Raw genomic sequence first — 22025 nt, 5'->3', positions numbered from 1 at the left:
AGGTTCCTTCGCGGGCCAAATGAAAAGAGCTCGCAGGTGAACCCCGGCACGTACACGTGGTGTGCGTGGTAGTTTCTACGGCGAAAGTAAGCATAAAAATGCTTAAGGGATCACGATGCAGAACGGCGCAATGAAAGCCTGGCTGGACTCTTCTTTCCTTTCTGGTGCGAACCAGAGCTGGATTGAACAGCTCTATGAAGACTTCTTAACCGATCCTGACTCAGTGGACGCAAACTGGCGTTCCATGTTCCAGCAGTTGCCTGGCACAGGGGTCAAACCGGATCAATTCCATTCCAAAACACGTGATTATTTCCGTCGTCTGGCGAAGGATGCCTCACGTTACTCTTCTGCGATTTCCGACCCTGACACCAATGCGAAGCAGGTTAAAGTCCTGCAGCTTATCAACGCTTATCGCTTCCGCGGTCACCAGCATGCGAATCTCGATCCGCTGGGACTGTGGAAACAAGACCGTGTGGCCGATCTCGATCCGGCGTATCACGATCTGACCGAGGCCGATTTCCAGGAAAGCTTTAACGTAGGTTCCTTTGCCATCGGCAAAGACACGATGAAGCTGGGCGATCTGATTGACGCGCTCAAGCAAACCTACTGCGGCTCCATCGGCGCGGAATACATGCACATTACCTCTACCGAAGAGAAACGCTGGATCCAGCAGCGTATCGAATCCGTAGCGGGCCACGCGACCTTCTCGGCTGACGAGAAAAAACGCTTCCTGAACGAACTGACCGCAGCGGAAGGGCTTGAGCGCTATCTGGGCGCGAAATTCCCAGGCGCAAAACGCTTCTCGCTGGAAGGTGGCGACGCGCTGGTGCCGATGCTGAAAGAGCTGATTCGTCACGCAGGCAAGAGCGGCACCCGTGAAGTGGTACTGGGTATGGCGCACCGCGGTCGTCTGAACGTGCTGGTCAACGTGCTGGGTAAAAAACCGCAGGACCTGTTCGACGAGTTCGCGGGCAAACATAAAGAACACCTCGGCACCGGCGACGTGAAGTACCACATGGGCTTCTCGTCAGATATCGAAACCGAAGGCGGTCTGGTTCACCTGGCACTGGCGTTTAACCCGTCACACCTGGAAATCGTTAGCCCGGTGGTTATCGGTTCCGTGCGTGCGCGTCTGGATCGTCTGGACGAGCCGAGCAGCAATAAAGTTCTGCCAATCACCATTCACGGCGATGCGGCGGTAACAGGGCAGGGCGTGGTTCAGGAAACCCTGAACATGTCGAAAGCGCGTGGTTACGAAGTGGGCGGTACCGTTCGCATCGTGATCAACAACCAGGTGGGCTTTACCACCTCTAACCCGCTTGATGCGCGTTCTACCCCGTACTGCACCGACATCGGTAAGATGGTGCAGGCGCCAATCTTCCACGTGAATGCGGATGACCCGGAAGCCGTTGCTTTCGTCACCCGTCTGGCGCTCGACTTCCGTAATACCTTTAAACGCGATGTGTTCATTGACCTCTTCTGCTACCGCCGTCACGGCCACAACGAAGCGGACGAGCCAAGTGCAACCCAGCCGTTGATGTATCAGAAAATCAAAAAACACCCGACCCCGCGCAAAATCTATGCTGACAAGCTGGAGAGCGACAAAGTGACGACGCTGGAAGATGCGACCGAAATGGTCAACCTCTACCGCGACGCGCTGGATGCGGGTGAATGCGTGGTCAAAGAGCTGCGTCCAATGAACATGCACTCCTTTACCTGGTCGCCGTACCTCAACCACGAGTGGGATGAGAGCTACCCGAACAAGGTGGAGATGAAGCGCCTGCAGGAGCTGGCTAAACGCATCAGCACCGTACCGGACGCTATCGAGATGCAGTCTCGCGTGCAGAAAATCTACGCTGACCGTCAGTCCATGGCGGCAGGTGAGAAGCTGTTTGACTGGGGCGGCGCGGAAACGCTGGCTTACGCAACGCTGGTTGACGAAGGCATTCCTGTTCGTCTGTCCGGTGAAGATGCGGGCCGTGGTACCTTCTTCCACCGTCACGCGGTGGTTCACAACCAGTCCAACGGTTCAACCTACACCCCGCTGCAGCACGTGCACAACGGTCAGGGCCAGTTCAAGGTTTGGGACTCCGTGCTGTCTGAAGAAGCGGTGCTGGCTTTCGAATACGGTTACGCCACCGCTGAACCACGCACCCTGACCATCTGGGAAGCGCAGTTCGGTGACTTCGCCAACGGTGCGCAGGTGGTTATCGACCAGTTCATCTCCTCCGGCGAGCAGAAGTGGGGCCGTATGTGTGGCCTGGTGATGCTGCTGCCGCACGGTTATGAAGGTCAGGGTCCGGAGCACTCTTCCGCGCGTCTGGAACGTTATCTGCAGCTCTGCGCCGAGCAGAACATGCAGGTCTGCGTGCCGTCCACGCCGGCTCAGGTCTACCACATGCTGCGTCGTCAGGCGCTGCGCGGTATGCGTCGTCCGCTGGTGGTGATGTCGCCGAAATCCCTGCTGCGTCATCCGCTGGCGGTGTCCAGCCTGGAGGAACTGGCGAACGGTACCTTCCAGCCGGCCATCGGCGAAATTGATGAGCTGGATCCGCAGGCCGTGAAGCGTGTCGTAATGTGTTCTGGTAAGGTTTATTACGACCTGCTGGAACAGCGCCGTAAGAACGATCAGAAAGATGTCGCCATCGTGCGTATCGAACAGCTTTATCCGTTCCCGCATCAGGCGATGCAGGAAGTGCTGAAACAATATGCTCACGTACATGATTTTGTCTGGTGCCAGGAAGAGCCGCTTAACCAGGGCGCATGGTACTGCAGCCAGCATCATTTCCGTGAAGTGATTCCATTTGGGTCAGCCCTGCGCTATGCAGGTCGCCCGGCCTCCGCCTCTCCGGCGGTAGGGTATATGTCCGTTCACCAGAAGCAGCAACAAGATCTGGTCAATGACGCGCTGAACGTCGATTAATTAAAGGATACAAAATGAGTAGCGTAGATATTCTTGTTCCCGACCTGCCTGAATCCGTAGCAGATGCGACCGTCGCTACCTGGCACAAAAAACCAGGCGATGCCGTTAAGCGCGATGAAGTGCTGGTAGAAATCGAAACTGACAAAGTGGTACTGGAAGTACCGGCTTCGGCGGACGGCGTTCTGGACGCGGTGCTGGAAGATGAAGGTACCACCGTTACCTCTCGTCAGATCCTGGGTCGCCTGCGTGAAGGCAACAGCGCGGGCAAAGAGTCCAGCGCGAAATCTGAAGAGAAGGCCTCTACGCCGGCTCAGCGCCAGCAGGCCTCTCTGGAAGAACAGTCTAACGACGCCCTCAGCCCGGCGATCCGTCGCCTGCTGGCTGAACACAGCCTTGACCCGGCAGCCATCAAAGGTACCGGTGTGGGCGGTCGTCTGACCCGCGAAGACATCGACAAGCACCTGGCGAAAGCGCCTGCTCAGGCAGAAGCGAAAGCCCCTGCGGCGGCACCGGCAGCACAGCCTGCACTGGGCGCCCGCAGCGAAAAACGCGTGCCAATGACTCGTCTGCGCAAGCGCGTGGCCGAGCGTCTGCTGGAAGCGAAAAACTCTACCGCGATGCTGACCACCTTCAACGAAGTGAACATGAAGCCAATCATGGACCTGCGTAAGCAGTACGGTGACGCGTTTGAAAAACGTCACGGTATCCGTCTGGGCTTTATGTCCTTCTACGTGAAAGCGGTTGTTGAAGCGCTGAAACGCTACCCGGAAGTGAACGCGTCTATTGATGGCGATGACGTGGTTTACCACAACTATTTCGACGTCAGCATGGCGGTTTCTACCCCACGTGGCCTGGTAACACCGGTTCTGCGTGATGTGGATACCCTGGGTATGGCTGACATCGAGAAAAACATTAAAGAGCTGGCTGTTAAAGGCCGCGACGGCAAGCTGACCGTAGATGACCTGACCGGCGGTAACTTCACCATTACCAACGGCGGCGTATTCGGCTCGCTGATGTCTACCCCGATCATTAACCCGCCGCAGAGCGCGATCCTGGGTATGCATGCCATTAAAGATCGCCCGATGGCGGTAGACGGTAAAGTTGAGATCCTGCCAATGATGTACCTAGCGCTCTCTTACGATCACCGCCTGATCGACGGCCGCGAGTCCGTGGGCTTCCTGGTAGCGATTAAAGAGCTGCTGGAAGATCCAACGCGTCTGCTGCTGGACGTCTAGTGACTATTTAGCATCACCTGCCCTGTAGGCCGGATAAGCGTAGCGCCATCCGGCACACAGACTGCGCCGGTCTACAGGTTTGAAGATAACGATTACCCTGAAGGATGGATAGAACACATGAACTTACATGAATATCAGGCCAAACAGCTGTTTGCCCGGTATGGCTTACCGGCTCCGGTGGGTTATGCCTGTACTACCCCGCGTGAAGCAGAAGAAGCTGCATCTAAAATCGGTGCTGGCCCGTGGGTAGTTAAGTGTCAGGTTCACGCTGGTGGCCGTGGTAAAGCGGGCGGTGTGAAGGTTGTTAAGAGCAAAGAAGAGATTCGTGCGTTTGCTGAACATTGGCTCGGCAAGCGTCTGGTAACGTACCAGACAGATGCGAATGGTCAGCCGGTTAACCAGATCCTGGTTGAAGCGGCGACCGACATCGCGAAAGAACTGTACCTGGGCGCGGTTGTTGACCGTAGCTCCCGTCGCGTGGTGTTCATGGCGTCTACCGAAGGCGGCGTGGAAATCGAAAAAGTGGCGGAAGAGACCCCGCACCTGATCCACAAAGTAGCAATCGATCCGCTGGCGGGCCCAATGCCTTACCAGGGGCGCGAGCTGGCGTTCAAACTGGGTCTGGAAGGCAAGCTGGTTCAGCAGTTCACCAAGATCTTCATGGGTCTGGCGAACATCTTCCTGGAGCGCGACCTGGCGCTGATCGAGATCAACCCGCTGGTGATCACCACCCAGGGCGACCTGATCTGCCTCGACGGCAAGCTGGGCGCTGACGGCAACGCGCTGTTCCGCCAGTCCGATCTGCGCGAAATGCGCGATCAGTCTCAGGAAGACCCGCGTGAAGCGCAGGCTGCACAGTGGGAGCTCAACTACGTCGCGCTGGACGGCAACATCGGCTGTATGGTTAACGGTGCGGGCCTGGCAATGGGCACCATGGACATCGTTAAGCTGCACGGCGGTGAGCCAGCAAACTTCCTCGACGTAGGCGGTGGCGCAACCAAAGAGCGCGTAACCGAAGCGTTCAAAATCATCCTCTCTGACGACAACGTGAAGGCCGTTCTGGTTAACATCTTCGGCGGTATCGTCCGTTGCGATCTGATCGCCGACGGTATCATCGGTGCGGTAGAAGAAGTGGGTGTTAACGTTCCGGTTGTTGTACGTCTGGAAGGTAACAACGCTGAACTCGGCGCGAAAAAACTGGCTGACAGCGGCCTGAATATTATTGCAGCGAAAAGTCTGACGGATGCAGCTCAGCAGGTTGTTGCCGCAGTGGAGGGGAAATAATGTCAGTTTTAATCAATAAAGATACCAAGGTTATCTGCCAGGGCTTCACCGGTAGCCAGGGGACTTTCCACTCCGAACAGGCGATTGCCTACGGCACGCAGATGGTTGGCGGCGTAACGCCAGGTAAAGGCGGCACCACGCACCTGGGCCTGCCGGTGTTCAACACCGTGCGTGAAGCCGTAGAAGCGACGGGCGCAACCGCGACCGTGATCTACGTTCCGGCTCCGTTCTGCAAAGACTCCATTCTGGAAGCGATCGACGCAGGCATCAAGCTGATCATCACCATCACTGAAGGCATCCCGACCCTGGATATGCTGACCGTGAAGGTGAAGCTGGATGAAGCAGGCGTGCGCATGATCGGCCCGAACTGCCCAGGCGTTATCACTCCGGGCGAATGCAAAATCGGCATCATGCCGGGCCACATTCACAAGCCGGGCAAAGTGGGCATCGTGTCCCGTTCCGGTACCCTGACCTATGAAGCGGTTAAGCAGACCACCGACTACGGCTTCGGCCAGTCCACCTGCGTGGGCATCGGCGGTGACCCGATCCCGGGCTCTAACTTCATCGACATCCTGAAGCTGTTCCAGGAAGATCCACAGACCGAAGCGATCGTCATGATCGGTGAGATCGGTGGTAGCGCGGAAGAAGAAGCGGCTGCTTACATCAAAGAACACGTGACCAAGCCGGTTGTGGGTTACATCGCTGGTGTGACCGCGCCGAAAGGCAAGCGTATGGGTCATGCAGGCGCGATCATCGCCGGTGGTAAAGGTACGGCTGATGAGAAATTCGCAGCGCTGGAAGCCGCAGGCGTGAAAACCGTTCGCAGCCTGGCGGATATCGGCGAAGCACTGAAATCCATCATTAAGTAAGTCCTCTCTGCTCCCCGAAAGGGGGGCGTTGAAGTATAAAAATGTCCGTTTCGACATGGTTGGCCGCTGTAAAGCGGCCTTTTTTATTGCCTGCGTTTGGCTACGAGAGTGAACTTGTAATCGTCGGTATTGAACACGTTGCGGCTGTATTCAAATACCCGTCCGTCCTTCAGAAACCCGCGGGAGACTTTTTCCAGGATCGGCTTCGCCGGATCGAGCGACAGCGCGGCAATCGCCTCTTCTGACGGCATGATCGGCACCAGCTCCTGCTCGCTGCGATCGATAACCAGCTTTTTGATCTGCTCAACGTAGTGGTATTTCGAATTCTCCATCACTTCCCAGGTGAGGTCGGGGAACATCGCCAGCGGCATCCACGTTTCTTCCAGATTCACCGGTTTTTGTTTGATAAAGCGGATTCGTTTGACGTGCCAGACTTTATCTTCCGGGTTGATCGCCAGCCTTGCTGCGAGCCTCTCATCGGCTTTCACCACTTCGAAGACGCTGACGTCGCTATGCGTATCGACGTTTCGGTCCGCCAGCTTTTCGTAAAAGCCGGTGAGCTGGTAAATGTCGTAGTTAACGCGCTCTTCTTTTACGTAGGTGCCGCTGCCCTGAATGCTCTCGACGATCTGTTCTTCCGTAAGCAACTTTAGCGCCTGTCTCACCGTTACACGGCTAACGTTGAACGCCTCCTGAAGGCTGGATTCCGTTGGTAGCGCATCGCCGGGTTTTAACTCACCCGCATTGATTTTCTCGCGAAGCGCATCGGCTATCTGCCGGTACATCGGTTTGTTACCCATAGAATCTGCCTTTCTAATACCTTTTCACGGAATTATGCCTTCAGCGTAAAATTTGTAAATAATACAATTTAAATACAAATTTGCGTTGTTAGTGAAAGTGATCACATAAATGTATTGTTTGGCCTGCCACAATTGCCGCCAGACAATAACAACTTACGTGTGAGGATCTTATGAACCTGACGACTCTGACTCACCCCAGCGCTGTCTGCGTGCAGGCTCACTATGCCAGCCGTGATGAGGCAATTCGCCAGCTTACGATGCGACTGGTGGCGCTGGGCAAAATTACCGATGGCGATGCGTTTCTGGCGGAGGTCTACCGTCGCGAATCGCAGGGGCCAACCGCACTGGGGGAAGGGCTGGCTGTCCCACACGGTAAATCGAGCGCGGTTAACGAAGCGGCTTTTGCGGTTGCTACGCTGAGCGAACCGCTGGAGTGGGAGGGGGTGGACGGCCCTGAAAACGTTGAACTGATCGTCCTGCTTGCCATCCCGCCCGCTGAAGCGGGATCCACGCATATCCAGGTGCTGACGGCGCTGACGTCTCGCCTGGCAGATGATGCACTCCGGGAACGCGTTATGGCTGCAGCGACGGCAGAGGCTCTGCTTGATGCGCTGAACGGTGTCGCGCAGGAAGATGAGGTTGCCACCTTGGTGAATGCACCAACCGTCGTCTGCGTCACCGCCTGTCCGGCCGGGATTGCCCATACCTATATGGCAGCAGAGTACCTGGAAAAAGCGGGACGTAAGCTGGGCGTCAACGTGGTGGTCGAAAAGCAGGGGGCAAACGGCATTGAAGGGCGAATCACCGCGCAGCAGTTGCAGGAGGCCAAAGCGTGCATCTTTGCGGCGGAAGTAGCGATCAAAGAGAACGAGCGTTTTCAGGGGATCCCCGCCATCTCCGTACCCGTCGCGGAACCCCTGCGGCATGCTGAAGCGCTCATCGAGCGCGCGCTGGCGCTACGGCCTTCTACCGATGCGCGTCATGTGCATGGCGATACGGGAATGAAAAAGAGCGTTAAAACTGAGCTCAAGCAGGCGCTCCTTAGCGGTATCTCCTTTGCGGTGCCGCTGATCGTCGCCGGCGGGACGGTGCTGGCCGTGTCGGTACTGCTGGCGCAAATCCTCGGCCTGCAGCACCTGTTCGACCAGGAAAACTCATGGCTGTGGATGTACCGCAAGCTTGGCGGCGGCATGCTCGGCATTTTGATGGTCCCCGTTCTGGCGGCCTATACCGCTTACTCGCTGGCGGATAAACCCGCGCTGACCCCGGGCTTTGCGGCCGGTCTTGCGGCCAATATGATCGGCTCAGGTTTTCTCGGCGCTATCATCGGCGGGCTGATCGTGGGTTACCTGATGCGCTGGGTGAAAAATCACATTCGCCTGAGTAGCCGCTTCAACGGCTTTTTAACCTTTTACCTCTACCCGGTTATTGGCGTACTGGGTGCGGGCAGCCTGATGCTGTTCGTGGTCGGTGAGCCGGTGGCCTGGCTTAATACTACGCTCACCGCCTGGCTTAACGGTTTGTCCGGCGCGAATGCGCTGCTTCTGGGGGCGATCCTCGGAATTATGTGCTCATTCGATTTAGGTGGCCCGGTCAACAAAGCCTCTTACGCGTTCTGCCTGGGAGCGATGGCTAACGGGGTATACGGTCCCTACGCCATTTTTGCCTCCGTCAAAATGGTGTCGGCCTTCACCGTTACGGCGTCAACGATGCTGGCACCGAAACTGTTTAAACCGTTTGAAATTGAAACCGGAAAATCCACGTGGCTGCTCGGCCTCGCGGGTATCACCGAAGGGGCGATTCCGATGGCGATTGAAGATCCGCTTCGCGTCATTGGTTCATTTGTGCTCGGCTCCATGGTAACAGGCGCGATTGTCGGCGCGATGGGGATCGGGTTGTCCACGCCGGGGGCCGGTATTTTCTCTCTCTTTTTACTTCACGATGCCGGGTTGAGCGGTGTGGTTGCGGCGGCGGGCTGGTTTGGCGCGGCGCTGGTGGGGACCGCTATCTCCACCTTTATTCTGCTGCTCTGGCGACGCCAGGCGGTGAAAAACGGCAACTACGTCACTGAAGACGCCATACCGTAACAACGCACAAACAGGAAACGAAGATGAAAGCTGTATCTCGCGTTCATATCACGCCGCATATGCACTGGGACCGTGAGTGGTACTTCACCACCGAAGAGTCGCGTATTCTTCTGGTCAATAATATGGAAGAGATCCTGACCCGTCTGGAGCAGGATGACGAGTATAAATATTATGTCCTCGATGGACAGACGGCGGTGCTGGAGGATTATTTTGCCGTCGTGCCTGAAAACCGCTCGCGCGTGAAGGCGCTCGTCGAGCGCGGAAAGCTGATTATCGGCCCCTGGTATACCCAGACCGATACCACGATTGTCAGCGGCGAGTCGATTGTCCGCAACCTGATGTACGGCATGCGCGACTGTATGGCGTTCGGTGAGCCGATGAAGATCGGCTATCTGCCGGATTCGTTTGGTATGTCCGGCCAGCTTCCGCATATCTATAACGGGTTTGGCATTACCCGCACGATGTTCTGGCGCGGCTGTTCTGAACGACACGGGACTGACAAAACCGAGTTTCTCTGGCAGAGCCAGGACGGCAGTGAAGTGACGGCGCAGGTGCTGCCGCTGGGCTACGCGATTGGTAAGTACTTACCGGAGGACGAAGCAGGGCTGCGAAAACGGCTCGACAGCTACTTCGAGGTCCTGGAAAACGCCTCCGTCACCAAAGAGATTCTACTTCCTAACGGCCATGACCAGATGCCGCTGCAGCAGAACATTTTCGCGGTGATGGATAAGCTTCGAGAAATCTATCCCCAGCGTCAATTCGTGATGAGTCGGTTCGAAGAGGTGTTTGATTATATCGACGCGCACCGCGATGGGCTGGCGACGCTAAAAGGGGAGTTTATCGACGGGAAATACATGCGCGTCCACCGGACCATCGGCTCCACGCGCATGGATATCAAAATCGCCCATGCGCGTATTGAGAACAAAATTGTCAATATCCTCGAGCCGCTGGCAGCGCTTGCCTGGACGCTGGGCTTCGACTACCACCACGGCCTGCTGGAGAAGATGTGGAAAGAGATCCTCAAAAACCACGCTCACGACAGCATCGGCTGCTGCTGTAGCGATAAGGTGCACCGCGAGATTGTCTCCCGCTTTGAGCTGGCGGAGGACATGGCAGACAACCTGGTGCGTTTCTATATGCGCAAGATTGTCGACAACATGCCGCAAAGCGACGCCGATAAGCTGGTGATGTTCAACCTGATGCCCTGGCCGCGCGAAGAGGTGATGAACACCACGATTCGGCTGCGGGCCAGCCAGTTCAGACTGCGGGATGAAAAAGGCAACGAGATCCCCTATTTCATTCGCAGCGCGCGCGAACTCGACCCCGGCCTTATTGACCGGCAGATTGTCCATTACGGCAATTACGAGCCGTTTATGGAGTTTGATATTCAGCTCAGCCAGATACTGCCGTCGATGGGCTACCGTACGCTGTATATCGAACCGAACGTGGCCGGGAAGGTGCTCCCGGCGGTGAAAAACACCGAATCCTTACTTGAAAATGCCTTCTGGCAGATTGATTTAAACGATGACGGCACGCTGCGCCTGCGCGACAAAGAAACCGGGCTTATTTATGACCGCGTACTGGAAATCGAAGAGAGTTCGGACGATGGCGATGAGTACGACTACTCTCCTTCCCGTGAAGAGTGGAGGCTCACTTCAGCGCAGGGGGAACATGAGGTTGAGGTCACGCACGAAGGCTGGCAGAGCAGGGCGGCTATCCGCCATCGGATCGCCGTTCCGGCAAATCTGGCCGAACGCGCGGCGCACCAGCGAAACGGCTCGCTCAACGTGGAGTTTGACGTCACGCTTAGCCATAACAGCAGGCGTATTAATGTGGCCGTGCGTCTGGATAATCAGGCTGACGACCACCGCGTTCGCGTGCTGATCCCAACGCCGTTTATGACAGAGGACGTGTTAGCGGATACGCAGTTTGGCTCGCTCACTCGCCCGGTGCAGGACGCGGCGATGGCGACCTGGCAGGTGGAGGGCTGGAAAGAAGCGCCGGTTCCCGTCTGGAATTTACTCAACTATGCCGTCCTGCAGGAAAAGCGCAACGGGCTGGCGCTCTTCACCGAGGGACTGCGCGAGTTTGAAGTGGTGGGCGATGACAAAAAAGCATTCGCCTTAACCTTGCTGCGCGGCGTGGGGCTGCTCGGGAAAGAAGATTTGCTGTTGCGTCCAGGCAGGCCTTCCGGGATCAAACTGCCTGTTCCTGACTCTCAGGTGCGCGGGCCGTTAACCTGTCGCTTTAGCCTTTTCAGCTTCAGCGGTACGCCGGAAAACGCGGGCGTCGCACAGCAGGCTAAATCGTGGTTAACGCCGGTGCAGTGCTATAACAAAATTCCCTGGGATGCGATGAAACTGAATCGCGCGTCGTTTACCGCGCCGGAAAGCTACAGTCTGTTAGCGCTTTCGCCAACGGGATGCGTGCTCAGTACGCTCAAAAAGGCTGAAGATCGTGATGAGCTCATTCTCCGCCTGTTCAACCCTTCGGCGTTCAGCGCATGTGATACAACGGTGTCTATGAATCCGACGGTGAAACGGTGGCGCGAAACGGACATGAACGAACGGATAATGGATGGATGTGAAGAAGAGGGCATTGTCGGGGCATTCAGGCCGGGGCAGTCGCGAACCTTTAGCATTCTTATCGCCTGAGCACCGTGATACGAAAAAAGGCTGTAGTCAGGGCAGCCTTTTTCATTAAATAGTCACACAGCGGTGTTAACTTATGAGGCATTAAAAGTAAATTAAATGTAATTTCGAAGGGTTGCATAAATGCAATGGAAAAATAATCTGGCCCGACTACGCTTTATTGTTTGTCCTTCACTGAAATGTTGCTCTCTTTAGCGTTAATTAAAATCACTTCTGTTTATATTCTTCCCCGTCTTCGATAACCAATCTCATCTTTGTATGCACATATCATTAACATGGTTTTTACCATTCTCACCATGATTAAACATGGTTAACATCAATGATTGTTTTTGATTTAAATCAAAGTTTAATCCTTGGAAAAAGACGCTGAAAAGCGCTAAATTGTCCCCGATCAAAATGGCCGAAAAGTGGTAATTTTGCTATAAATTGATCACCGTCGAAAAACGTAAATGTGATTCAATAAAAACCTGTTTATTGTAAGGGTTTTGCAGCGTATTATATTTGCGGGATCAATTTGAGTTTTTTATTAACGTATTTGTAACCTCACGTCATCGTTTTTATCCTTCTTCAAAGTAATAACGACGACAAGGATGCGAATAATTTGTATTGGGGCATGCGTGTGGATCTCTCTCTGACGGGGTTCACTCTCGGAGTCTTCATGCGATGAGCAAGGAGTCATGATGTTAGATATAGTCGAACTGTCGCGCTTACAGTTTGCCTTGACCGCGATGTACCACTTCCTGTTTGTGCCACTGACGCTCGGTATGGCGTTCCTGCTGGCCATTATGGAAACGGTATACGTTCTCTCCGGCAAACAGATTTATAAAGATATGACCAAGTTCTGGGGCAAGTTGTTTGGTATCAACTTCGCACTGGGCGTGGCAACCGGTTTGACCATGGAGTTCCAGTTCGGGACTAACTGGTCTTACTATTCCCACTATGTAGGGGATATCTTCGGTGCGCCGCTGGCCATTGAAGGTCTGATGGCATTCTTCCTCGAATCCACCTTTGTAGGTCTGTTCTTCTTCGGTTGGGACCGTCTGGGTAAAGTCCAGCATATGGCGGTGACCTGGCTGGTGGCATTAGGTTCGAACCTGTCCGCGCTGTGGATCCTGGTGGCGAACGGCTGGATGCAGAACCCTATCGCGTCTGATTTCAACTTCGAAACCATGCGTATGGAGATGGTCAGCTTTGCCGAGCTGGTTCTGAACCCGGTTGCGCAGGTTAAATTCGTTCACACCGTTGCTTCTGGCTATGTGTGCGGCGCGATGTTTATCCTGGGTATCAGTTCTTACTACATGCTGCGCGGTCGTGATTTCGCGTTTGCTAAGCGCTCCTTTGCTATCGCTGCAAGCTTTGGTATGGCTGCAATCCTCTCTGTTATCGTTCTGGGTGATGAATCCGGTTACGAAATGGGTGACGTGCAGAAAACCAAACTGGCCGCCATCGAAGCCGAATGGGAAACCCAACCGGCGCCTGCTGCCTTTACGCTGTTCGGTATTCCCGATCAGGACGCGCAGGAAAACCGCTTCGCTATTCAGATCCCTTACGCGCTGGGTATCATCGCCACCCGTTCTGTTGATAAGCAGGTGACCGGTCTGAAAGAGCTGATGGTTCAGCACGAAGAGCGTATCCGTAACGGTATGAAAGCCTACTCGCTGCTGGAACAGCTGCGTGCCGGTTCTACCGACCAGGCTGTTCGCGACCAGTTCAACGACGTGAAGAAAGATCTGGGTTACGGTCTGCTCCTGAAACGCTATACCCCGAATGTTTCTGATGCGACAGAAGCGCAGATCCAGATGGCCACCAAAGACTCGATTCCACGCGTTGCGCCTCTGTACTTCGCATTCCGTATCATGGTGGGCTGCGGCATCATCATGCTGCTGATCATTGCGGCGTCCTTCTGGTCCGTGATTCGCAACCGCATCGGCGAGAAAAAATGGCTGCTGCGCACCGCGCTGTACGGTATTCCACTGCCGTGGATCGCTATCGAATCCGGCTGGTTTGTTGCGGAGTATGGCCGTCAGCCATGGGCGATTGGTGAGGTACTGCCAACGGCGGTAGCGAACTCTTCCCTGACAGCGGGCGACCTGATCTTCTCCATGCTGCTGATTTGTGGTCTCTACACCCTGTTCCTGGTGGCTGAACTGTTCCTGATGTTCAAGTTCGCGCGCCTTGGCCCAAGCAGCCTGAAAACCGGTCGCTATCACTACGAGCAGTCCACCGCGACTACGCAGCCGGCACGCTAAGACAGGAGTCATCAAATGATCGATTATGAAGTATTGCGTTTTATCTGGTGGCTGTTGATCGGCGTTCTGCTGATCGGTTTCGCCGTCACGGATGGTTTCGACATGGGGGTGGGGATGCTCACCCGTTTCCTCGGTCGTAATGACACCGAGCGTCGAATCATGATCAACTCCATCGCCCCTCACTGGGACGGTAACCAGGTGTGGCTGATCACCGCAGGCGGCGCGCTGTTCGCTGCCTGGCCGATGGTCTACGCGGCTGCGTTCTCCGGCTTCTATGTGGCGATGATTCTGGTGCTGGCCTCTTTATTCTTCCGTCCGGTCGGTTTCGACTACCGTTCTAAGATTGAAGACACCCGCTGGCGCAACATGTGGGACTGGGGCATCTTCATCGGTAGCTTCGTTCCACCGCTGGTGATCGGCGTGGCGTTCGGTAACCTGCTGCAGGGCGTACCGTTCCACCTGGACGAATACATGCGTCTTTACTACACCGGTAACTTCTTCCAGCTGCTGAATCCGTTTGGTCTGCTGGCAGGCGTGGTGAGCGTGGCGATGATCATCACTCAGGGCGCAACCTACCTGCAGATGCGTACGGTTGGTGAACTGCACCTGCGTTCCCGTGCTACTGCTCAGGTTGCGGCACTGGTGACGCTGGTCTGCTTCGCGCTGGCCGGTGTGTGGGTGGTGTACGGCATTGATGGCTACGTGGTGACGTCTGCGATTAACCATACGGCCCCGTCTAACCCGCTGACCAAAGAAGTGGCGCGTCAGGCAGGTGCATGGCTGGTGAACTTTAACAATACCCCTGCGCTGTGGGCTATCCCGGCTCTGGGCGTATTGCTGCCGCTGCTGACCGTGTTGACGTCTCGTCTGGAGAAAGGCGCTCTGGCGTTCGTATTCTCATCACTGACCCTGGCGTGCATCATCCTGACATCGGGTATTGCGATGTTCCCATTCGTCATGCCATCCAGCACCATGCTGAATGCTAGCCTGACCATGTGGGATGCAACGTCCAGCCATATGACGCTGAACCTGATGACGTATGTTGCTTGCGTGTTCGTTCCGATTGTTCTGGCCTACACCATCTGGTGTTACTGGAAAATGTTCGGTCGCATCACGAAAGAACATATCGAAAGCAACACCCACTCTATGTACTAAGTAAGGAGCTGAATATGTGGTATTTCGCATGGATTTTAGGGACGCTTCTTGCCTGTGCATTTGGTGTCATCACTGCCCTGGCGCTTGAGCACGTCGAAGCGACCAAAGCGGGTGAAGAAAAACACTAATGAATATTATCGCAACGTTATATGCGGTAATGGACAAGCGCCCGTTACGGGCGCTTTCTTTAGTGATGGCATTACTGCTGGCAGGTTGTATCTTCTGGGACCCTTCGCGCTTTGCAGCGAAAACCAGCGAGCTTGAAATCTGGCACGGCTTCCTCATTATGTGGGCGGTGTGTGCAGGTGTGATCCACGGCGTGGGCTTTCGTCCGAAAGCCGTTCACTGGCAGGGAATTTTTTGCCCGCTGATTGCCGATCTGGTGCTTCTCGCCGGTTTGATTTTCTTCTTCTTCTGAATAAGAAATGTCCGTTAACGTTATGGGCTTACCCAAGCCCATAAAAATTTACTCTCCGTTTACTTTCTCCCATTCCCAACCCTCTTTCCCGCGCGTATAGTAGCGAAGTTTAAAAGCATTAACTTTTGTTGCATTACCGGGATGTAAAGTGAATACAACGCTGTTTCGATGGCCGGTTCGTGTCTATTACGAAGATACCGATGCCGGTGGTGTGGTTTACCACGCCAGCTACGTTGCTTTTTATGAACGGGCACGCACAGAGATGCTGCGCCATCATCACTTTAGTCAACAGGTACTGTTGGCTGAGCGAGTTGCCTTCGTGGTTCGCAAGATGACGCTTGAGTATTTTGCGCCTGCCAGACTCGACGATATGCTCGAAGTCCAAACTGAAATTACATCAATGCGCGGGACCTCACTGGTTTTCACGCAGCGGATAGTCAACGCAGAAAATACCGTACTGAACTCAGCTGAAGTACTGATTGTTTGTGTTGATCCAACCATAATGAAGCCTCGTGCGCTTCCTAAGTCTATTGTCGCGGAGTTTAAGCAGTGACTGACATGAATATCCTTGATTTGTTCCTGAAGGCAAGCCTTCTGGTTAAACTTATCATGTTGATTTTGATTGGTTTTTCAATCGCATCCTGGGCCATCATCATCCAGAGAACGCGTATCCTCAATGCCGCTGGCCGTGAAGCCGAAGCCTTTGAAGATAAGTTCTGGTCGGGTATTGAGCTTTCTCGTCTGTATCAGGAAAGCCAGGGGCGCCGTGAAAACCTTACAGGCTCCGAGCAAATTTTTTATAGCGGTTTCAAAGAGTTTGCCCGTCTGCATCGTGCAAACAATCATGCGCCGGAAGCGGTGGTGGAAGGTGCCTCGCGTGCGATGCGCATCTCTATGAACCGCGAGCTGGAAAATCTCGAAACGCATATTCCATTCCTCGGCACCGTCGGTTCCATCAGCCCGTATATCGGCCTGTTTGGTACCGTGTGGGGGATCATGCACGCCTTTATCGCGCTGGGCGCGGTGAAGCAGGCGACGTTGCAGATGGTTGCACCGGGTATCGCTGAAGCACTGATTGCGACCGCTATCGGTCTGTTTGCGGCAATTCCGGCGGTTATGGCTTACAACCGTCTAAACCAGCGCGTGAACAAACTGGAACTGAACTACGACAACTTTATGGAAGAGTTCACTGCGATTCTGCACCGTCAGGCGTTTACCAGCACCGAGAGCAACAAGGGGTAAACCATGGCCAGATCGCGTGGACGAGGTCGTCGCGAGCTCAAGTCCGAAATCAATATCGTTCCACTGCTGGACGTCCTGCTGGTACTGCTGCTGATCTTTATGGCGACAGCGCCAATCATTACCCAGAGCGTGGAAGTGGATCTGCCGGATGCGACAGAATCACAGGCGGTGAGCACCAATGACGATCCTCCGGTTATCATTGAGGTTTCCGGCGTAGGGCAATACAGCGTCGTGGTCGAGAAAGATCGTATGGATCAGCTGCCGCCTGAGCAGGTGATTGCTGAAGCGCAGCGTCGCCTGGAGTCAAATCCGAAAACGGTCTTCTTAATCGGTGGCGCGAAAGACGTACCCTACGATGAAATTATTAAAGCGCTGAACTTGCTACATAGTGCGGGTGTTAAGTCAGTTGGCTTAATGACCCAACCTATTTGATCATCCGCGTAGTTTTTGGGAACCGATAGTGTCAAAGGCAACCGAACAGAACGACAAGCTTAAGCGAGCGATAATCGTCTCCGCAGTGCTGCACGTTATTCTCTTTGCAGCGCTGATCTGGAGTTCGTTCGACGAGCATATTGATGCATCAGCCGGCGGCGGTGGAGGGTCTTCCATTGACGCCGTGATGGTGGATCCCGGTGCGGTAGTACAGAACTATAATCGCGAACAACAGCAGAAGGCGAGTGCCAAACGGGCTGAAGAGCAGCGCGAAAAACAGTCGCAACAGCAGGCGGAAGAACTGCGTGAAAAGCAGGCCGCAGAGCAGGAGCGTCTGAAGCAGCTTGAGAAAGAACGTTTGCAGGCGCAGGAAGCTGCGAAAGAGCAGGCGGAGCAGCAGAAACAAGCCGAAGAGGCCGCGAAGAAAGCCCAGGAACAGCAAAAGCAGGCGGAAGAGGCGGCAGCAAAAGCCGCAGCGGACGCGAAAGCACAGGCTGATGCCCAGGCAAAATTAGCGGCAGAAGCGGCGAAGAAAGCCGCTGCCGATGCTCAGAAGAAAGCTGAAGCAGAAGCTGCGAAGAAAGCCGCGGCTGATGCCCAGAAGAAAGCTGAAGCGGAAGCGGCGAAGAAAGCCGCTGCCGATGCTCAGAAGAAAGCCGAAGCGGAAGCTGCGAAGAAAGCCGCTGCTGATGCTCAGAAGAAAGCGGAAGCCGAAGCCGCGAAGAAAGCCGCTCAGGACGCAGAGAAGAAAGCTGCTGCCGAGGCCGCTAAGAAAGCGGCTGCTGCTGAGAAAGCGGCAGCAGAAAAAGCAGCCGCCGCAGAAAAAGCCGCTGCTGATAAAAAAGCTGCAGCTGAGAAGGCCGCTGCCGATAAGAAAGCAGCAGCTGAAAAAGCCGCTGCGAAGAAGGCTGCCGCCGCTGAAAAAGCTGCTGCCGCCGCAGGGGTTGACGATCTGCTGGGCGATTTGAGCTCCGGTAAGAATGCACCGAAAGCGGGCGGTGGGGCGAAAGGAAACAACGCAGCGCCGACCGGAAGTGGTAACACTAAGAGTAACGGTGCGAGCGGGGCTGAAATCAACGGTTATGCCGCGCAGATTAAATCCGCTATTGAAAGCCGATTCTATGATGCGTCTTCCTATACCGGTAAAACGTGTACGTTGCGTATAAAACTGGCTCCGGACGGCATGCTGCTGGATATTAAGTCTGAAGGTGGCGACCCGGCTTTATGTACTGCGGCCCTGGCTGCAGCGCGTCAGGCGAAGATGCCTAAACCGCCGTCTCAGGCCGTTTACGAAGTCTTTAAAAATGCGCCGCTGGACTTCAAACCTTAAGTTACATTTTCCCCGTGCAAACGGGGAAAAATAGACCAGGTTTAGTCACAGGGTTCTGGTAGTTTTGTCTATTTGAGTTTGTTAACATTCTGCTAAATTATCGTGGGTAAGGTTACCCGGATAAGGGAGATATGATGAAGCAGGCATTACGTGTAGCATTTGGTTTTTTAATGCTGTGGGCAGCAGTACTGCACGCAGAAGTACGTATCGAGATCACCCAGGGGGTGGACTCGGCACGCCCAATCGGTGTTGTTCCGTTCCAGTGGGCCGGTCCTGGCGCTGCACCTGAAGATGCCGGTGGCATCGTGGCGGCTGACCTGCGTAACAGCGGTAAATTCAACCCGTTAGATCGTTCTCGTCTGCCTCAGCAGCCGGGTAGCGCGCAGGAAGTACAGCCTGCTGCATGGTCTGCACTGGGTATTGATGCCGTGGTTGTGGGTCAGGTTACGCCTAACCCGGACGGCTCCTACAACGTGGCCTGGCAGCTGGTGGATACCGGCGGTGCACCGGGTACCGTTCTGGCACAGAACTCTTACAAGGTCACTAAGCAGTACCTGCGCTACGCGGCACACGCTGCCAGCGATGCGGTATTTGAAAAACTGACCGGCATTAAAGGGGCGTTCCGTACCCGTATTGCTTATGTGGTGCAGACCAACGGTGGTCAGTTCCCGTATGAGCTGCGCGTATCTGACTACGACGGCTACAACCAGTTCCTGGTGAAACGTTCTTCACAGCCGCTGATGTCTCCAGCCTGGTCTCCGGACGGTTCTAAACTGGCCTATGTGACCTTCGAAAGCGGCCGTTCAGCGCTGGTTATCCAGACGCTGGCAAACGGTGCTGTTCGTCAGGTTGCCTCTTTCCCACGTCACAACGGTGCGCCTTCGTTCTCTCCGGACGGGTCTAAACTGGCCTTTGCGCTGTCAAAAACCGGTAGCCTGAACCTGTACGTGATGGACATTGGCTCTGGCCAGATCCGTCAGGTGACCGACGGTCGCAGCAATAACACCGAACCTTCATGGTTCCCGGACAGTCAAAACCTGGCGTTTACCTCTGACCAGGCTGGCCGTCCACAAATCTATAAAGTCAACATCAACGGCGGTGCTCCGCAGCGTATTACCTGGGAAGGTTCGCAGAACCAGAACGCAGACGTGAGCACCGACGGTAAATTTATGGTAATGGTGAGCTCCAACGGTGGGCAGCAGCACATTGCCAAACAGGATCTGGTAGCGGGTGGCGTTCAAGTTCTGTCGTCAACGTTCCTGGATGAAACGCCAAGTCTGGCACCTAACGGCACGATGGTAATCTACAGCTCTTCTCAGGGGATGGGATCTGTGCTGAATCTGGTTTCTACAGATGGGCGTTTCAAAGCGCGTATTCCGGCAACTGATGGACAGGTAAAATCACCTGCCTGGTCGCCGTATCTGTAAATAATAATTAATTGATTACTAAAGGAATCATAGAAATGCAACTGAACAAAGTGCTGAAGGGGCTGATGATCGCTCTGCCTGTAATGGCAATCGCAGCGTGTTCTTCTAACAAGAACGCAAGCAATGACCAGAGCGGCGAAGGCATGATGGGTGCCGGCACCGGTATGGACGCGAACGGCAATGGCAACATGTCTTCTGAAGAGCAAGCGCGTCTTCAGATGCAGCAGCTGCAGCAGAACAACATCGTTTACTTCGATCTGGATAAATACGACATCCGTTCTGACTTCGCTGCGATGCTGGATGCGCACGCTAACTTCCTGCGTAGCAACCCATCTTACAAAGTCACCGTAGAAGGTCACGCGGACGAACGTGGTACTCCAGAGTACAACATCTCCCTGGGTGAACGTCGTGCTAACGCTGTTAAAATGTACCTGCAGGGTAAAGGCGTTTCTGCTGACCAGATCTCCATCGTTTCTTACGGTAAAGAAAAACCTGCAGTACTGGGTCACGACGAAGCGGCTTACTCCAAAAACCGTCGTGCCGTACTGGTTTACTAAGAGAATTGCATGAGCAGTAACTTCAGACATCATCTGTTGAGTCTGTCGTTACTGGTTGGAATAGCGGCCCCCTGGGCCGCTTTTGCTCAGGCACCAATCAGTAGTGTCGGCTCAGGCTCGGTAGAAGACCGGGTCACTCAACTCGAGCGTATTTCTAACGCTCACAGCCAGCTTTTAACCCAACTCCAGCAACAGCTCTCCGATAACCAAAGCGATATTGACGCTCTCCGCGGCCAGATTCAGGAAAGCCAGTATCAGCTTAACCAGGTTGTGGAACGTCAGAAGCAAATCTTGTTGCAGATAGATAGCCTGAGCAGCGGTAGTGCAGCAGCACAAGCACAGCCAGCCGCAGGCGATCAGAGCGGTGCGGCGACATCAGCTCCGGCTGCAGATGCTTCTGCTTCAACAGGTGCGCCTGTACAGAGCGGTGACGCAAATACGGACTACAACGCGGCCATTGCCCTGGTGCAGGATCAATCTCGTCAGGATGACGCGCTTGCTGCGTTTCAGAACTTTGTTAAGAAATACCCTGATTCTACTTATCAGCCAAATGCGAATTACTGGCTCGGTCAGCTGAATTACAACAAGGGTAAAAAGGACGATGCGGCGTTTTATTTTGCCTCCGTGGTAAAAAATTACCCGAAATCGCCAAAAGCGCCTGATGCGATGTACAAAGTGGGCGTCATCATGCAGGACAAAGGCGACACTGCGAAAGCCAAAGCGGTTTATCAGCAGGTGGTCTCTAAATTCCCAGGTACCGAAGGTGCTAAGCAGGCGCAAAAACGTCTGAATTCGATGGGATGATTACCGCATGACCAGAAATCGCGTTATTTCTGGTCGTGCAGCATGATTCGTAAGCAGTTAAGTGATCTTCATCGAAATTTTTGTTGCGCTGAATTCTTAAATCAGTAATATATGCCGCCGTTGCCACGGGATATCAAACAACGTGAAAACAGCGTAAAAGTGGGTCGTTAGCTCAGTTGGTAGAGCAGTTGACTTTTAATCAATTGGTCGCAGGTTCGAATCCTGCACGACCCACCACTTAACGCATACCGGTAGTACAGAGTGGGTGATTAGCTCAGTTGGTAGAGCATCTCCTTTACACGGAGGGGGTCGGCGGTTCGAGCCCGTCATCACCCACCACTCGGGTCGTTAGCTCAGTTGGTAGAGCAGTTGACTTTTAATCAATTGGTCGCAGGTTCGAATCCTGCACGACCCACCACTCTCCGGTGGTACCGAGTAAAAATCTTCGAAGTCAGCACCCGAATGGGTCGTTAGCTCAGTTGGTAGAGCAGTTGACTTTTAATCAATTGGTCGCAGGTTCGAATCCTGCACGACCCACCACTTCGAAGAAAAAAATCCCGCA

Annotated in this window: 18 protein-coding genes and 4 tRNA genes; 21 read left to right on the top strand and 1 reads right to left on the bottom strand. The window is 54.5% G+C overall.

What is annotated here, in order from left to right; all coding sequences use genetic code 11:
• The first annotated feature begins 115 nt into the window (after positions 1-115).
• The 4 genes from sucA (at position 116) to sucD (ending at position 6311) form a co-directional block, all read left to right on the top strand.
• A complete protein-coding gene (sucA, locus tag NQ230_RS16920; RefSeq protein ID WP_121425437.1) occupies positions 116-2923 on the top strand; it encodes a 2-oxoglutarate dehydrogenase E1 component in 2808 nt (935 codons plus the stop codon).
• Between the two features lie 14 nt (positions 2924-2937).
• A complete protein-coding gene (odhB, locus tag NQ230_RS16915; protein WP_008501093.1) occupies positions 2938-4158 on the top strand; it encodes a 2-oxoglutarate dehydrogenase complex dihydrolipoyllysine-residue succinyltransferase in 1221 nt (406 codons plus the stop codon).
• Positions 4159-4275: 117 nt separating this feature from the next.
• Positions 4276-5442 (top strand): ADP-forming succinate--CoA ligase subunit beta, encoded by a 1167-nt coding sequence (sucC, locus tag NQ230_RS16910; protein WP_047347067.1) that lies wholly within the window; start codon positions 4276-4278, stop codon positions 5440-5442.
• Complete coding sequence (sucD, locus tag NQ230_RS16905) at positions 5442-6311, top strand: succinate--CoA ligase subunit alpha (RefSeq protein WP_008501094.1); 870 nt, start codon at positions 5442-5444, stop codon at positions 6309-6311. Before sucC ends, sucD begins: the two co-directional genes overlap by 1 nt.
• A gap of 83 nt (positions 6312-6394) precedes the next feature.
• Here the strand turns inward: sucD and NQ230_RS16900 are convergent, their stop codons facing one another.
• On the bottom strand, positions 6395-7111 hold the full coding sequence (locus NQ230_RS16900; RefSeq protein WP_213821315.1) for a GntR family transcriptional regulator: 717 nt from the start codon (positions 7109-7111) through the stop codon (positions 6395-6397).
• A gap of 170 nt (positions 7112-7281) precedes the next feature.
• Between NQ230_RS16900 and mngA the strand changes: the two genes are divergently transcribed.
• From mngA to NQ230_RS16815, 17 genes are all read left to right on the top strand, one after another.
• The gene (gene mngA / locus NQ230_RS16895; protein ID WP_257258344.1) at positions 7282-9198 is read left to right on the top strand and encodes a PTS 2-O-a-mannosyl-D-glycerate transporter subunit IIABC; all 1917 of its coding nucleotides are present in this window, start codon (positions 7282-7284) and stop codon (positions 9196-9198) included.
• Positions 9199-9221: 23 nt separating this feature from the next.
• Positions 9222-11852 (top strand): mannosylglycerate hydrolase, encoded by a 2631-nt coding sequence (gene mngB, locus NQ230_RS16890; RefSeq protein WP_257258342.1) that lies wholly within the window; start codon positions 9222-9224, stop codon positions 11850-11852.
• 677 nt (positions 11853-12529) lie between these two features.
• Positions 12530-14098: a cytochrome ubiquinol oxidase subunit I gene (gene cydA, locus NQ230_RS16885; protein WP_029741599.1), complete on the top strand. Its 1569-nt coding sequence runs from the start codon at positions 12530-12532 to the stop codon at positions 14096-14098.
• 15 nt (positions 14099-14113) lie between these two features.
• Positions 14114-15253: a cytochrome d ubiquinol oxidase subunit II gene (gene cydB, locus NQ230_RS16880; RefSeq protein ID WP_023334940.1), complete on the top strand. Its 1140-nt coding sequence runs from the start codon at positions 14114-14116 to the stop codon at positions 15251-15253.
• Between the two features lie 14 nt (positions 15254-15267).
• Positions 15268-15381 carry a cytochrome bd-I oxidase subunit CydX gene (cydX, locus tag NQ230_RS16875; RefSeq protein WP_003858598.1) on the top strand — a complete coding sequence of 38 codons (114 nt, stop codon included), beginning with the start codon at positions 15268-15270 and terminating at the stop codon, positions 15379-15381.
• On the top strand, positions 15381-15671 hold the full coding sequence (gene ybgE / locus NQ230_RS16870; RefSeq protein WP_010428735.1) for a cyd operon protein YbgE: 291 nt from the start codon (positions 15381-15383) through the stop codon (positions 15669-15671). Before cydX ends, ybgE begins: the two co-directional genes overlap by 1 nt.
• A 148-nt stretch (positions 15672-15819) precedes the next feature.
• Positions 15820-16224, top strand: a complete 405-nt coding sequence (gene ybgC / locus NQ230_RS16865) for a tol-pal system-associated acyl-CoA thioesterase (RefSeq protein WP_003858593.1) — start codon at positions 15820-15822, stop codon at positions 16222-16224.
• On the top strand, positions 16221-16913 hold the full coding sequence (gene tolQ / locus NQ230_RS16860; protein WP_008501101.1) for a Tol-Pal system protein TolQ: 693 nt from the start codon (positions 16221-16223) through the stop codon (positions 16911-16913). The genes ybgC and tolQ overlap by 4 nt, the downstream gene beginning before the upstream one ends.
• Positions 16914-16916: 3 nt before the next feature.
• Positions 16917-17345 carry a colicin uptake protein TolR gene (gene tolR / locus NQ230_RS16855; protein ID WP_003858589.1) on the top strand — a complete coding sequence of 143 codons (429 nt, stop codon included), beginning with the start codon at positions 16917-16919 and terminating at the stop codon, positions 17343-17345.
• A 28-nt stretch (positions 17346-17373) separates the two neighbouring features.
• Complete coding sequence (gene tolA, locus NQ230_RS16850) at positions 17374-18675, top strand: cell envelope integrity protein TolA (RefSeq protein ID WP_159513669.1); 1302 nt, start codon at positions 17374-17376, stop codon at positions 18673-18675.
• Positions 18676-18809: 134 nt separating this feature from the next.
• A complete protein-coding gene (gene tolB / locus NQ230_RS16845; RefSeq protein WP_032638931.1) occupies positions 18810-20102 on the top strand; it encodes a Tol-Pal system beta propeller repeat protein TolB in 1293 nt (430 codons plus the stop codon).
• A gap of 35 nt (positions 20103-20137) precedes the next feature.
• Positions 20138-20659, top strand: coding sequence for a peptidoglycan-associated lipoprotein Pal (pal, locus tag NQ230_RS16840; RefSeq protein WP_003858578.1), 522 nt, complete (start codon positions 20138-20140; stop codon positions 20657-20659).
• 9 nt (positions 20660-20668) lie between these two features.
• Positions 20669-21463 (top strand): cell division protein CpoB, encoded by a 795-nt coding sequence (gene cpoB / locus NQ230_RS16835; protein ID WP_257258338.1) that lies wholly within the window; start codon positions 20669-20671, stop codon positions 21461-21463.
• 161 nt (positions 21464-21624) lie between these two features.
• Positions 21625-21700: transfer RNA gene (locus NQ230_RS16830), tRNA-Lys, on the top strand.
• A 26-nt stretch (positions 21701-21726) separates the two neighbouring features.
• A tRNA-Val gene (locus NQ230_RS16825) sits at positions 21727-21802 on the top strand.
• Positions 21803-21805: 3 nt separating this feature from the next.
• Positions 21806-21881 (top strand) — tRNA-Lys (locus NQ230_RS16820).
• Positions 21882-21927: 46 nt separating this feature from the next.
• Positions 21928-22003: transfer RNA gene (locus NQ230_RS16815), tRNA-Lys, on the top strand.
• Positions 22004-22025: the final 22 nt, after the last annotated feature.

Source organism: Enterobacter asburiae (genome assembly GCF_024599655.1).
Lineage (GTDB): Bacteria > Pseudomonadota > Gammaproteobacteria > Enterobacterales > Enterobacteriaceae > Enterobacter > Enterobacter asburiae_D.
The sequence above is the reverse complement of the archived record's forward strand: the minus strand, read 5'-3'. Positions and strand labels throughout refer to the sequence as shown.